This window comes from Halopseudomonas maritima, from assembly GCF_021545785.1.
In the GTDB taxonomy this organism is placed as follows: domain Bacteria; phylum Pseudomonadota; class Gammaproteobacteria; order Pseudomonadales; family Pseudomonadaceae; genus Halopseudomonas; species Halopseudomonas maritima.
Map to the genome: position 1 here is coordinate 720012 of NZ_CP079801.1, position 13977 is coordinate 733988.

Sequence of the window (13977 nt, forward strand, 5' to 3'; positions counted from 1 at the left end):
GCGAACTAAGACTGAAGTAGCAACGGCTCAGCCCCTAAGTTGCATGGCCGCCCTACCCCGCTGCTCGCCAGCATGGAGGCACAACAACAAGGATGAGTCGCCATGTCTGTGCGCTGCCAACCGGCCCTGCATCTGCTGCTGGCCTGCCTGTTTTGTCTGCTCAGTTCTGCTCTGCAAGCCCAGGGCCAGAATACGACTGACTGGCAGACGGCGGTACAGCAGCTGTTCCCCAGTGCCACCCGCCTGGTCGAGAAAGAGGGCTCGCCGCCGGTCTATCAAGCCTTTCAGCTCGATCAGCTACTTGGCTACGCCTTTGAGTCCACCGACTACTCGAGCCTGCAGGGCTTTTCCGGCAAGCCCATTCGGCTGCTGATCGGCATGACGCCGGAAGGAAAGCTGACCGGAGTAAAGGTACAGGAACACCATGAACCCGTGTTTCTCCATGGTCTGGGCGAGCAGTCGTTGTTCAACTTCACCGATCAGTACGCCGGCCGCAATATCGCCACCCCCATTGTGGTTGGCAGCATTCATGGCGGCAGCGTCGACGGCTCAGCTGTTGGTTACATCGATGGCGTCAGCAAGGCGACCGTTTCTGTAGTGATCCTTAACGAGACGGTCTTGCAGTCAGCCATGACCGTCGCGCGAGCGTTGCTCCCCGATTTTGCCCAAGGCCCGCAAGCCATCGCTCGCCCCGAGCTGTTCGAGCCCCTCGACTGGCAGCAACTGCTCCAGCGCGGGCTGCTACAACACTGGGTACTAGAGGCAGCAGCAGTAGAAACCGCTCTGGGCAACAGCCTGAGGCTGTATCCGGGCTTTGCGGCGGATGCCGACCTGCCCTTCAGCGAGCTGTACTTTGCCTACCTGAACACACCCACAACCGGGCGCAACCTGCTCGGCGCGCAAGCCTTCGAACAGCTGCAGGACCAACTGCTGCCTGGCGAACAGGCCTTGCTAGTGCTCTCACGCGGGCAGTATCCCCATGTGCCGGAGGACTTCATTCCGGCCACCGCGCCCAGCCGCATCAACCTGCTGCAACACGGCAAAGCGATCGAACTGCACGACATGGACTTCAACAACGGGATGCTCCAGACGCTGTTGACCCTGCCCGCGGGTGACTGGCAGGCCAACATCTTCCGCATCAAAACCCACGCTGCCTTCAACCCGGTTGACCCTGCCGCTCTGCAACTCAACGTTACCCTGCGCCGCAACCCGCTCAGCGAACAGCACAGCCACTTTGAGCAGGCGCTGACGCTGCAGCCGGACCTGTTCCAGGTGCAGGCCGTTGACGCCGCCCCGGCGCCTGCGCCGATATGGCTGCAGATGTGGCAGCAACGGCTCTGGCAGATTGGCGTACTGCTGGTCTCGCTGACGCTGGTTAGCGTGCTGTTTGTCCGCCAGCAGCGCATCAGCCGGCACGTTCATCGCTTCCATCAACTGCGTGCCGGGTTTCTGCTGTTCACGTTGCTGTTCATCGGTTTCTACGCCCAAGGACAGTTGTCGGTGGTGAATATTTTCACCCTGCTGCTCGCACTCTGGCACGGCTTCGACATCACGGTCTTTTTGATGGATCCGGTGATCTTTATTCTCTGGAGCTTCACCTTTATCAGCCTGTTTCTCTGGGGCCGCGGCCTGTTCTGCGGCTGGCTCTGCCCCTTTGGCGCCCTGCAGGAAATGGTCGGCTGGGTGGCAAAAAAGCTGCACCTGCGCCAATGGAAAATCAGCGAGCGCTGGCATCGTCGTCTGCAGTGGCTCAAGTATGTGATTCTGCTCGGCCTGATTCCGACTGCCTTCTACTCGTTGACACTGGCCGAGCGCTTGGCCGAGGTTGAGCCGTTCAAAACCTCGATCACCCTGGGCTTTGTACGCTCCTGGCCGTTCGTGCTGTACGCCCTGTTGCTGCTGGGCGTTGGCCTGTTTGTGCACAAGTTTTACTGCCGCTACGTCTGCCCGCTCGGAGCGGGGCTGGCAATCCTCGGCAGGCTGCGGCTGTTCTCCTGGCTGACGCGCATCAAAGCCTGCGGCGCGCCCTGCCAGCACTGCCACAACAAATGCGAGATCGGCGCCATCAAGCGCAGCGGCGCCATCGATTACGACGAGTGCATCCAGTGTCTGGAATGCATCGTGATACTGAACAACGAGGATCAGTGCGTAGACGCCATCCGCGCGCGCAAGCAGGCGGCGCGGGCCAAGCGTGCCGACCATGTCATCGTCAGCGATTGGGCACCCCAGCGCTAAACCAGCACCATAACAACAAAGGACGTCACCGTGAAAAATCTGGATTTAGGTCATATCCAATGGAGCCAACTACCCGGCTTCGACAACTTCGACTACTGCGTACTGAGTGTCGACCGCCCCAACAAGCTGGTCGATGTGCTGTTCCACTTCCACGAGAACGACCCAATCGTGCTGCACCGCCACTGCGCGGTAAACCACACCTTCGTGATCAGTGGCGAGCACCGCCTGTTCCACGCCAACGGTGAGCTCAAGGACGTTCGCCCCACCGGCAGCTACACCATCAGCCAGCCCGACACCACGCCGCACCGCGAATGCGGCGGCGAAGGTGGCACCTTGGTACTGTTCAGCATTCGCGGCACCGAGGGCGTCATGTACGAGATTCTGGATGATCAAGAGAACCTGATTGCCGTGTTCGACATGGATACCTTTGCGGCATTGCAGGCAGCAAACGCGCAGTAACACATTGGCCGAGCGCAGCAGAGCGCCGCGCTTGAGCCCTCCCCCGTGGCTGCTAGAATGCTGGCTTTTCAGCGGAGAGAGTCGGCATGCCCGCCAAGCAAGCACAGGTCAGTACCCCCCACGCCAGCCGTTACATCACCCGGCTGTGCAAGCACTTTGCCCACAAGGTGGAGTCCACCTGGGACGAGCAGCAGGGTGTGACCGACTTTCCGTTCGGCCGTTGCGTGATGCAGGCCGATGGCGCACAACTGGCGCTGCACTGCACTGCCGATGACGAGACTCAGCTTGAACGTGTGTGCTGGGTGGTAACCGACCACCTGGAGCGCTTCTCGGTGGCGGTGGAGCAAGGCGAGGCCTTGAGTGTGGAGTGGCAGGCGGCCTGAACCGCCTGCATTGTCAGGCTTAGGGCTTGTTAGCCTTGATCAGATTTTCGACGTCATCAATCACTTGCATGGCGGCCAACGGACCACCCACCGAGGTCCACAGCGAGCCGTCTACCGCTGCCATCTGACCCGCCTTGACCGCGCCCAGCTGCTGGAACGCCGGGGTATCACGCGCCTGACTCAGTGCCTCGGCGGCCTCACCGGTACCCGCCAGGGTGCCCACTACCAGCCAGTCTGCATCCAGCAAGTCCAGCGACTCCAGACTCAGTGCCTGCGAATGGGTGAAACCAGGCTGGCGTTGCTGCTCTGGCCGCACAAGGCCCAGGTCCTTGATGACGTGGCTGGCGAAGGAGTCTTCCAGCATGTACACCGGTCCCTTGGGGTTCCAGCGCACAATGCTCATGCTCTGCCCCTGCTCGGCAGCCAGCGCTTCGCGCGCCTGCTGAGCGCGGGTCTGGTAACTGGCGGTAAAGGCCTCTACAGCCTCCGGCTCGCCCAGCACGTTGGCGATCAGCTGCAGGCTGTCCTGCCAAGGCTCACCCGGCTTGGCCGTGACCACGGTCGGCGCAATGGCACGATACAGCTCCAGCGTCTCGGGACGGTCGGTGGCGGTAAGAATCAGATCAGGCTGCAGTTCGAGCAGCAGCTCGGTGTTGACGTTGCCCAGGTCACCGATGATATCGATCTGTGGCGACCGCTCGGCCAGATAACCCGGCACACCGCTCTGGCCGCGCCCGTTGACAGTGCCAACCGGTGTTTTGCCGATGGCCAGCATGGCGTCCAGATCCAGCTCACTCAGCGCCACAACGCGCTGCGGCCGGTCAGGCACTTCGACCGTTTCACCATAGGCATCAGTCACGCTGCGGGCCTGAGCCGGCAGTGCACAAAGCAGCAGGGCCGCTGCGGCAGCAAAACCCTTGAGTAGTTCAGACATGGGGCAACTCCTTGGGGTGGATAAAGGGGGCAGAGGCCGTCGTCAGGCGACGCGGCACTATCACCGGGGCGCCGTCACCCGGGGCGGCGAGAATATCAACGGGGGTGTTGTAGAGACGCTCTATCAGCTCCTTGCTGATCACTTCGCGGGCCTCGCCAAAGGCCTGCACGCGGCCTTCGGCCATGGCAATCAGCTGATCGCAATAACGCGCAGCGCAGGCCAGGTCGTGCATCACAATCAGCACCGTGCGGCCGTTGGCCGACATCGCATGGATGGCTTCCATCACCTCCGTCTGATGACCGATGTCCAGCGCACTGGTTGGCTCATCGAGCAGCACCATGCCAGTGTTCTGCGCCATGATCATCGCCAGCCAGACGCGCTGAACCTGGCCACCGGACAAGTCACTGACGCTGCGCTGACGCAGCTCTTGCAACTGCAGAGTGGCGATCGCCTCCTCCACCAGTCGACGGTCTTCAATGCTCCATTGGCGCAGCCAGCCTTGATGCGGATGACGTCCATACTGCACCAGCTGCTCGACGCTAATGCCGGCGGGCACCAGCGGGCGCTGCGGTAGATAGGCCAGCTGACGCGCCAGCTCGCGCGTGGAAAAACTGGCCAACGGCTGGCCCGCCAGCACTATCTCGCCGCTAGCAGCGGTGTGCTGCCCGGCCAGCAGCTTGAGCAGCGTCGACTTGCCGCAACCGTTGGGGCCAACCACCCCCACCAGACTGCCTGGCTGCAACGCGAAGGACACGTCCTGCACCGTCGGCGCGTGCTGGGCCTTGGGCCGATAGGAAAAAGTCAGATCCTGCACCTGCAACAACGACATCAGTCAGCCCTCTTGCGATTCTGCAACAGCAGCAACAACAGCAATACGCCACCCAGCACACGAGTCATCAGCCCCGCGGGCATTTCAACCGGATCGGCCAGTACACGCACCAGGGTGTCAGCCAGCAGTAACAGCAGCGCGCCCAGAGCAGCCGACAACCAGACCGGCACCGGGCCGGAGCGCAACAGCCAGGACGCGAGAATTGGCGCCGCCATGCCAACAAAGATCACCGGCCCGCCAATCGCAGCGCCCAGGCCGGCGATCAGGATAGCCAGCGCCAGCAGTGACAATTGCACCGCAAGCACCGGCACACCCAGGCCCTGAGCGGTGTCGCTGCCCAAACGCAACACCGACAGCGCTCGCAGCAACAGCGCCACCGGGGGCAGCAGCACCAGCAAGCAGAACACAACCGGCACCACCACGCGGTAACCCTGCCCGGCAAAATGCCCCATGCTCCACATATAAAGCGCACTCAGGTGCGCAATGGGCTGCGATGACATGGCAAATTCGGACAAGGCATCGAACAGCTCAGTCAACGCGATACCCACGACAATAAACAGATAGCCCTGCTCCCCCGGTCGACGGCACAGGGTGAACAGGCAAGCAGCGGCCAACACGGCCCCGAGCGGTGCGGCCCACCAGGGCCAGCTGCCCAGCGTCAGATACAGGGAGAAGAACACAATCGCCAGGGTGGCCCCCTCGTTGACCCCGATCATGTCGGGCGTGGCCAGGCGGTTTTGTACCAGCGTCTGCACCAGGCAGCCGGACAGCCCCAAGGCAGCCCCCGCCACCATCACCGCCAACACCCGTGGCAGGCGGATATCAAACAGCATCAGTTGTTGTAGCCGGTTACCCTGCCCCAGCAACGTCTGCAGCGCCTGCCAGGCGTCCATGCTGCCAGCGCCCAGCGACAGCGCCAGCAGGGCCGTCGCCAACAGCGCCAGCAGCACCAGCCCCAGCAACAGGGTGGCGCGCCGGTTCAGCAGCAGCGACCAGCCGCCCAGCCTGAGGCACCAGTATCCGCTTGGCAGCTGTGTCGACTTATCGCTCATCGCCGCTCCTCATCGCCCGGCCAGCAGCGAACGGAAACCGCCGCGCAGCACAACCAGAATCAACACCGGCGCGCCGATAGCGGCCAGCAAGGTCCCCACCGGCAGCTCGTAGGGCTGAATCAGCCAGCGCGCCAGAATATCCGCACCAATCAGCAGCAGCGCCCCCGACAATGCTGAAAACAGCAGCTGCCGCGGCAAGACAACCGGCTCGATAGCACGCCCACAATACGCTGCCAGAAAGCCGATGAAACCGATGGGGCCAGCCACCGCCACCGCGCAGGCAGTAAGAATCGACGCGGCGGTCAGCACCCCGGCGCGCACCCAACTGGTCGATACCCCCAGCGCCCGCGCCTGCTGGTCTCCCATGCTCATCAGCTGCAAGCGGTGACTGAGCGCGATAGCGCCCAGCAGCGCCAGCGCGGCACCAGGCAGCAGGGTCGCCAGCGAATCCATCTGCACACCTGCCAGCGAGCCAAGATTCCAGAAGCGAAACTGATCCAGCGCAACCCGGTCAGCCAGCAGCAGATAGTTGGCCAACCCGCCAAACACCGCCGTCAGCGCCACACCAGCCAGCACCAGACGCAGGGGGCTGGCCACGCCCATCATGGATGCCAGCGCCAGCACAACCAGGTTGCCCAGCACCGCGCCAATACCGGCCCAGAGCAGATAGCCGCCGGTCGACTCAACGGCGAAAAAGCTGATCCCGATCACCAGTGCAAACACCGCGCCCTCGTTTACCCCCAACAGGCCCGGCTCGGCCAGCGGGTTACGCGTCGCCCCCTGCAACAGACTGGCCGCTACCGCCAACGCAGCGCCAATCAGCAGTGAGGCCAGGGTGCGTGGCAAGCGCAGCGTGTCGACGATCATCGCCAGCTTGTCGTCAGCCAGCCGCGCCGGGTCGCCCAGCAAATAGCCCACCACCTCGTGCAGGCCGTAGGTGCCGGCACCGGTGCCCAGCGAAGTGAGCACCAGCAGCACCAGTAACAGCAGAGACACGGCCAGCACTGTCCATTGACGTCGACTCATCCTTTGGGCACCTCGCCGCCCACCGGCTGGCGTAGCCCCAGCACAATCATGATGGTGCCGAATAGCGCGACCGCCACACCCAGCAGTGACACCAGCGCAAGGCAGGAGTAACCCTGCAAAGCGCCGTCATCGGTCGATGAAAGAAAATAACCGCCGGCCACACTGGCCGCGCCCGAGGCCAAACCGGCCAGCGTGTTCTGCCAGCTCATAAAGCCGGCGCGCTGCTCGGGTTCCGGAATGCCGGCGGTGATGGTCTGCGCAGCGCTGAAGCGCGCTGAGCTGGCGGCCATGAACAAAGGAAAGATGAACAGCAAGGGCAGTAGCATGGGCCCCCAGACAAAACCGATCAGCGTAGCGAATATCAACAGCAGGTTGCTGCCAATGACCGCAACCAGGGTATGCCCCCGGTCAATCAGCCGACCGCTCAGCTGCATGGCGGCCATGCTGGCCAGCCCGCCCAGCATGAACAACAGCGGAATCATCTCCCGGGCCACCCCCAGGTTAAAGCGAAAATAACTGGCAAAGTGCGGAATCAGCAGACTGTGCGCACCGGCCTGCACAGCCACCACCAGCATCGCCCACAACCACAGCGGATCGGCACGAAACTGCAGGCGTCCGCGTCGGCTGGCGCGGTGCTCGTCCAGCAGGGGGAACAGCAGCGCCACCAGCAGCGTCAGCAGCAACCCCGCGATACCGATCACCAGAAACGCCCAGCGCCAGGACAGCCACTGTGACAAACCCAGCGCCAGCGGCACCACGGCAATCCCGGCCAACGAGAACCCCATGGCGACGTAGGCCAACTGACGACCGCGCTGGACAGCCGGCGTCATATCGACAATGGCCGCCATCAGGGTCGCCGCCATCGGGCCGGCAAACACACCAGAGAGGGCAAAAAGACACATGAGTTGGGTGCTGTTCTGCACCACTGCACAGGCGGCCAGCACAGCGAAGCGCAAGGCAGCCAGGCCCACCAGCAAGGGCCGCCTGGCAAAACGGTCCAACCAGGGGGCAGCGACCCAGCTGGCCAGCGCCGCTGCCAGACCAGCCAGGCCGGCAATGTAACCGGCGTACTGAGGCGGCATATCGAGCGGCGCCGCCAGGTCGGCCGCCAGTGGCATCACCATCATGGTGCTGCCAATCGACAGCATGTTGATCAACATGGCCAGATTCAGTGTCACGCGTCCCTTGCCGGTGAGGGGTAAAGCAGACATGAACAGGCTCCGAACCAAGAAAGCGCTGGATACTAACCAAAGCACCCGGCAACTTTCAATAAATGAGAATCGCTAACGACGCGCGCTGGCGCGCGGGTCCAGACCGGCAACAACGAGACGGGCAAGCAACCACCGCATCGTCAGCTGCCTCCCTCGCACAGTTCGCCCGGCGTCACGCCAAACTGGCGCCGAAAAGCGGTAATAAAGTTCGAGGTATGGTTGTAACCCGCCATAAACGCCGCCTCGCTGACCGTGATCTCTTCCTGACGCAGGGCATCGCGTACCTTTTCTAGCCGCCTGCCGCGCACGTACTCAAACACCGTCAACCCGGTATCACGACGAAAGTGCCGCTGTAGCGCACTGGCACTCATGGCGGTGGCCCGAGCCACCTCCTCGACACTCAAGGGCTGATCCAGATTGGCCTCCAGCCAGGCGATTGCGCGCTCGGTTGGGTCCAGCGGTCTGGGGGCGGTAGCCGGTGCGCACTCGTCCAGGGGCAAGGCGCCGACAAAGCTGATAAAGCGCCAGAGTATCTGGTGGGACAAACTTTCCACCCGCAGACTACGGCGCAGACAGTCCGGCTCGTGGCGCAATTCCAGCAACTCCTGACACAGCGCCAGCACGTCCTCATCCGGCTGCCAGGTTAGCGTCGCCAGATGCCGGCCCAGCAGGTGCTGCTCCAGCCGCCGACGCAACGGGTCGTTATCTTCACCGCGCCGCAGCCAGTCCGGGTCGAACATGATCTGAACCTTGCTAAGGCCACGCTCCCCCCGGCGGATATGCCGACGAAATACCGTCAAACGCCGCAGGTTGACTGCTATAGCCTGCGCCGTGCAGTTGCGCGACTGTCGCTGCGGATTGACCTTGAGCACATGCTCGCAGCCATCATAGGCAAAGTGCACCTCGCCGCTCAGCACGATGGTGAGGATGACCCTGGGTTTGATCGGCGCAGTGGTAACGGCGTCGGCCAACTCCCGGGTGCAGCCCGCCTCTACCCGCAGCGGACCAAAGCGCTCGGACAGAAAACTGCCTTCAACCAGCACCTGACGCCGGGCGTCGTTACGGGCAACAATCTGGCCACGTCGCTCTCCGCCCACCATCTCGGCGAACAGCACGCTGCGCTCGCTGCACCGGGTATTGCTGTCACCGACCGCCGCTTTGCTCATGCCTACCCCCACTTTGCCCGTTGCGCATAATCATCTTCCGGTCACGCATAACCAGCCCCCTTATGACAGCGCTCACGAAGTCATACCATAAATGCGAATCTATATCATTATTCAAACGATATTCTGCCACACAAGTACAGGAAACATTGCATGTCCGCCGATCAAACCCGCCGTGGTACGCGCATCCCGCATTACCTCTCTCCGCTCAGTCTTGCCGTCGCCGTGGCGTTCAGCCCCGCTCTGACCGCCGCCGAAGAAGACAACAGCGATGAACTGGCACTGCCCACCATGCAGGTCTGGGGGACCGAAGTATCCAGCTCTTCCGAATTCCTCGCCGATCAGGACATCTCGGTCAAGCAGGCCGATCACCTGTCCGACCTGCTGCGCGACCTACCCGGGGTAGACGTGGGCGGCACTCACTCAGTCAATCAGCGCATCAATATTCGCGGCCTGAATGAAACCGACCTGGACATCCGCCTGGACGGTGCCAGCCAGTACGCCAGCATGTTCCACCATATCGGCAACCTGACCCTGAACCCAGACATCATCCAGATGGCCGACGTGCAAGTGGGTAACAACTCGGTACGGAGTGCCGCGGTTGGCGGTGCGGTCTACTTCGAGACCAAGAACGCCAAGGACCTGCTGCGCGCCGGTGAAGACGTCGGCTTGCGTGTATACGGCGGCTACGGCTCCAATGACTACCGCCAGGGCTCTGCCACGGTGTACGGTCGCCTGAGCGACAAGGTCGACGCCATGCTTTATGGCTTCCAGATCGACCGCGACAATTTCGATGACGGCGACGGCAACCAGACCATCGGCAGCGACGGCAAGGTCAGCAACATGCTGTTGAAGTTTGGCGTGGAGCCGAGCTTCGGCCACCGCTTTGAACTCAGTCACGATCACTACCGCGACAAGGGTGATTACAGCCCGCGTCCGGACATGTCCGGCAGTGCCAACAACAGCCTGACGGCCGAGCTGGTCATGCCGACCGAGTACACCCGCGATACCACCACGCTGCGCTACCAGTACGACGCCGGCGACAACACCACCGCCAACGCCACCCTTTACCGCAACGCCATGGAGCTCAATCGTGATGAGTCCGGCGCCGGTCGCTGGCCTGCCAACCGTCAGAGCGACAACACCGCCGAAGCGGAAAACCTGGGTGCAACCCTGGAGCTGACCAGCCTGGCCGAACTGGCTGGCCTGCAGCACGAAATCACCTACGGCGCACTGTACAACCGTCACGAAAGCCGCGCGCAATATGGCAGTGATCCCTGGGTAGACGAAAACACCGTCAGCACCGCTGGCTATATCGAAGACCGCATTCAGCTGACCGACCGCCTGACGGTCACCCCGGGCGTGCGCTACGACCACTTCAAGCGCAACGCCGAGACCGGCAGCGATACCTTCAGCGACGTGACCTGGGCGCTGGCCACCGACTTTGCCGTGACCGACAACCTGACCCTGTTCGCCAGCGCCCGCGAGCTGTACAAGCCGCCGCAGCTGCTGGAAACCTTCATCTACTACCAGAGCACCACCACTCTGGCCGATGACATCAAGGAACAGACCGGCCTGAACAAGGAAGTGGGTGCCCGCTTCCAGCAGCAGTTTGGCGCACATCGCGTGAGCGCCAACCTGACCCTGTTCCAGACTGACCTGGATGACTACTTCGTCAACACCTTCAGCGCCGCGCAGGACGGTTACATTATCAGCAACAGCGGCGATGTTGAGATCGAAGGCTTCGAGGCCAGCGTCGGCTACGGCATTGATGAGTTCAACTCGCGCCTGAGCTACGCCAAGTCCGACGCCGACAACGTCACCACCAATGGCCCGGCACTGAATGCGATGAGCCGCAGCATGGACGTGGGTGACAGCGTTGCGCTAAGCCTCAGCTACTACTTCCCGGCCGTGGGCGTGGAGACCGGCTGGAACTCGCAGTGGGTCATGAGCGAGGACAACGTCGTCGCCGGACAGGAGGACAAGGCAGCCTACGACGTGCATAGCCTGTATGCCCAATGGGTACCGGCACAGATGAACAGCCTGACCCTGACCTTTGGCGTGGACAACCTGTTCGACGAGCAGTACTACTCGCACGCCTCCACCGTGGGCTCGGTGGTACGTGGCGGTAACACCATCGAACTGACCGACTTTGAACCCGGCCGCAATATCAAGGTCTCGGCTGCCTACCAGTTCTAGGAAGCAAGCTGAACGGCAGGGTGCAATGCCCTGCCCAAGGGCTACGCCACCTGCGCAGCCTATTCCCGCGGCGCCGCCGGATCGAGCAGGTCCTGCTCGGATCTGGCGCGCTGATCGGCCTCGATCTGCGGGCCGAGATCAGCCGTTGCCCGCGTATCCACCGCACCCTGCGCCATAGCGGACGCGCTTTTCGTTGGTTGCACCGCCTGATGGACCTGCCCCGGCTCGATCATCTGTACCCGGTAGATTGGCTCCGGCAAATCCATCCCGGCCGCCTCCAACACGCCTTTCACCTGACGAATAGCCTCACTCTTGAGCAAGCCAAAATCATGACTGCGCTGGTCTACCCAGCCCTGAAAGCGCACCTGCACACTGGAGTCGGCCAGCGCCACAATATAGGCGCGCGGCGGCGGCTCGCTGAGCACCCCCTCCAGCGCGGCGATACAGTCGGTGCCTAACTGCTGCGCCTGAATCAGGTCTTCACTGACACCAATGCCCACATCGAACTGAAAGCGCCGGCTCGGGTTGCGGGTGTAATTCAGCGTCACACTGCGAAACACCAGCGCGTTGGGCAGGCGCAGGTGATTGCCATCCAGGGTCATCAGAATGGTGGCGCGCGAGGTCAGGGCCACCACAATGCCCTCGTTGCCATCAATCACCACATGATCGCGCGGCGCGAAGGGTTGACGCAGACTCATCAGCAAACCGGCCAGATAATTCTCCAGGGTGTCCTTGAAGGCAAAACCCAGCGCCACCCCCAGCACCCCCGCAGTGCCCAGCACGGCGCCAACCAGAGCGGTGGCGTTCATGATTTCCAGCGCCACCAGCACCGCCAGCAGCGAGACCGCCCAACGCACCGAGGTGCGCGTCAGCTCGCGCATGAACGGATTGCGCCGTGCCACCCGCTCCAGCAGCGCACGCCGTGACAGCCAGCCACCCAGCGCCCAGCCCAGCCAAATCACCAGCAGCGCCAACAGCAGCATGGGCAGCGCCGCAAGCAGGGAGTACAGCTCATCCATCAAACGCTGGCTGACAGCATCAATATCAAAGTGCAGGGTTTCGCTCAGTTCCATATTGCCTCCATGGTTACCCTTTCTTTGTAACGCAGACGCCGGAAAAGTGCAGAAACCTTTTGCAGCACCTTGCCTGACATCGAAAGCGTACAATGGCGGTCCGACTGACTACCTGTGTTGCCTGATGACCCTCCTGATAGCCTTTGCTGTCCTCTCCATTTTTGTCTCCTTCCTCTGCTCCGTACTGGAAGCCGCCCTGCTGTCGATGACGCCCAGTTTTATTGCCCAGCAAAAGGCGGATAAGCCCAAACTCTACGATCGCCTGCGTCACCTGAAGGAAAACGTCGACCAACCCTTGGCGGCAATCCTGACCCTCAACACCGTAGCCCACACGGTGGGCGCAACAGGTGTGGGCGCGCAGGTCACGCTGGTGTTTGGCGACGGCTATCTGGGTATCGCCTCGGCCATCATGACCCTGCTGATTCTGGTGCTCTCCGAGATTCTGCCCAAGACCCTTGGCGCCCGGTACTGGCCACGCCTGGCCCCGGCGCTGCCAGCGCTGCTGGGTGGCATGATTACCCTGCTCAAGCCCTTCATCTTGCTGTCTGACCTGGTTACCCGCAGCCTCGGCGGCAAGGCACCGGAGCACGACGTACGCGAGGAGATCAAGGCTCTGGCGCTGCTGGGTCGCGAGCTGGAGAAACTGGACGAAGACGAGCAGCAGATGATCAGCAATGTGCTGGAGCTGCACAACATCCGTCTGCGCGACATCATGACGCCGCGCACCGTGTGTGAAAGCCTGGCACCAGAGCTGAGCATCAGCGAAGCGCTGGTTCGCGTGCAGGACAGCCAGTTCTCGCGCTACCCGGTGATCAACGAAGACGAAGCCCCGCTGGGCGTGGTGTTTCGCGTTGACATTCTGGCCGCCGAAGATCGCAGCGCGCCGATCAGCTCAGTGATGAAACCGGTCAAGGTGGCGCAGGATTCGCTCAACGTCGAAACCCTGATGAGCCAACTGCTGGCAGAGCAGCAGCACATGAGCCTGGTCTACGACGAGTTCGGTAGCTGGGGCGGCCTGGTGACCATGGAAGACATTCTGGAAACCCTGATCGGCAAACCGATTCTCGACGAGACCGACGATATCCCCAATATGCGCCGCCTCGCGCGCCGGCTGTGGGAACACCGCCTGAAGTCGACCCGCTAGCAGCAAAACAAAACCCCGGCAGCGCCGCTCATGGCACTGTCGGGGTTGGCCATATGGCCAAAGGGCTGCCATGCAACCCCACCAGCTGAACGAACCACAGCCCGCATATGACTCAAAGGTCATATGCAAAACCAAATAGCCATAGCGCACTCAATTAACACCGCAAAGTCGGGTTGAATCTTCATTCCCTTCAATAAGGTTGCGGCTTACAGGGCCGCTGCGCTCCACCTCCAGACACCAAAGCCCGGACAACAGCAAACCAGCCTGCT

Annotated in this window: 12 protein-coding genes; 5 read left to right on the plus strand and 7 right to left on the minus strand. The window is 62.2% G+C overall.

What is annotated here, in order from left to right; translation table 11 throughout:
- Window positions 1–102: 102 nt before the first annotated feature.
- The 3 genes from HV822_RS03295 (at window position 103) to HV822_RS03305 (ending at window position 3077) form a co-directional block, all read left to right on the plus strand.
- Window positions 103–2235, plus strand: coding sequence for a 4Fe-4S binding protein (locus HV822_RS03295; protein WP_238872292.1), 2133 nt, complete (start codon window positions 103–105; stop codon window positions 2233–2235).
- A 30-nt stretch (window positions 2236–2265) separates the two neighbouring features.
- Window positions 2266–2694, plus strand: coding sequence for a hypothetical protein (locus HV822_RS03300; RefSeq protein WP_238872294.1), 429 nt, complete (start codon window positions 2266–2268; stop codon window positions 2692–2694).
- A gap of 86 nt (window positions 2695–2780) precedes the next feature.
- Window positions 2781–3077 (plus strand): DUF2218 domain-containing protein, encoded by a 297-nt coding sequence (locus HV822_RS03305; RefSeq protein WP_238872295.1) that lies wholly within the window; start codon window positions 2781–2783, stop codon window positions 3075–3077.
- 19 nt (window positions 3078–3096) lie between these two features.
- Here the strand turns inward: HV822_RS03305 and HV822_RS03310 are convergent, their stop codons facing one another.
- From HV822_RS03310 to HV822_RS03335, 6 genes are all read right to left on the minus strand, one after another.
- Window positions 3097–4011 (minus strand): ABC transporter substrate-binding protein, encoded by a 915-nt coding sequence (locus HV822_RS03310; protein ID WP_238872297.1) that lies wholly within the window; start codon window positions 4009–4011, stop codon window positions 3097–3099.
- Window positions 4004–4840 carry an ABC transporter ATP-binding protein gene (locus HV822_RS03315; protein WP_238872298.1) on the minus strand — a complete coding sequence of 279 codons (837 nt, stop codon included), beginning with the start codon at window positions 4838–4840 and terminating at the stop codon, window positions 4004–4006. Before HV822_RS03315 ends, HV822_RS03310 begins: the two co-directional genes overlap by 8 nt.
- Window positions 4840–5892 carry an iron ABC transporter permease gene (locus tag HV822_RS03320; RefSeq protein WP_238872300.1) on the minus strand — a complete coding sequence of 351 codons (1053 nt, stop codon included), beginning with the start codon at window positions 5890–5892 and terminating at the stop codon, window positions 4840–4842. The genes HV822_RS03315 and HV822_RS03320 overlap by 1 nt, the downstream gene beginning before the upstream one ends.
- A 9-nt stretch (window positions 5893–5901) precedes the next feature.
- The gene (locus tag HV822_RS03325; protein ID WP_238872301.1) at window positions 5902–6918 is read right to left on the minus strand and encodes a FecCD family ABC transporter permease; all 1017 of its coding nucleotides are present in this window, start codon (window positions 6916–6918) and stop codon (window positions 5902–5904) included.
- Window positions 6915–8129, minus strand: a complete 1215-nt coding sequence (locus tag HV822_RS03330; RefSeq protein ID WP_238872303.1) for an MFS transporter — start codon at window positions 8127–8129, stop codon at window positions 6915–6917. Before HV822_RS03330 ends, HV822_RS03325 begins: the two co-directional genes overlap by 4 nt.
- Window positions 8130–8269: 140 nt before the next feature.
- Window positions 8270–9295 (minus strand): helix-turn-helix transcriptional regulator, encoded by a 1026-nt coding sequence (locus tag HV822_RS03335; RefSeq protein ID WP_238872305.1) that lies wholly within the window; start codon window positions 9293–9295, stop codon window positions 8270–8272.
- Window positions 9296–9445: 150 nt separating this feature from the next.
- On the opposite strand from HV822_RS03335, the gene HV822_RS03340 reads away from it, so the two are divergent.
- Window positions 9446–11491 carry a TonB-dependent siderophore receptor gene (locus tag HV822_RS03340; RefSeq protein WP_238872307.1) on the plus strand — a complete coding sequence of 682 codons (2046 nt, stop codon included), beginning with the start codon at window positions 9446–9448 and terminating at the stop codon, window positions 11489–11491.
- A gap of 59 nt (window positions 11492–11550) precedes the next feature.
- Here HV822_RS03340 and HV822_RS03345 read toward each other — a convergent pair whose 3' ends face one another.
- Window positions 11551–12564, minus strand: coding sequence for a mechanosensitive ion channel family protein (locus HV822_RS03345; protein ID WP_238872309.1), 1014 nt, complete (start codon window positions 12562–12564; stop codon window positions 11551–11553).
- Window positions 12565–12688: 124 nt separating this feature from the next.
- Between HV822_RS03345 and HV822_RS03350 the strand changes: the two genes are divergently transcribed.
- Window positions 12689–13708 carry a CNNM domain-containing protein gene (locus HV822_RS03350; protein WP_238872311.1) on the plus strand — a complete coding sequence of 340 codons (1020 nt, stop codon included), beginning with the start codon at window positions 12689–12691 and terminating at the stop codon, window positions 13706–13708.
- Window positions 13709–13977: the final 269 nt, after the last annotated feature.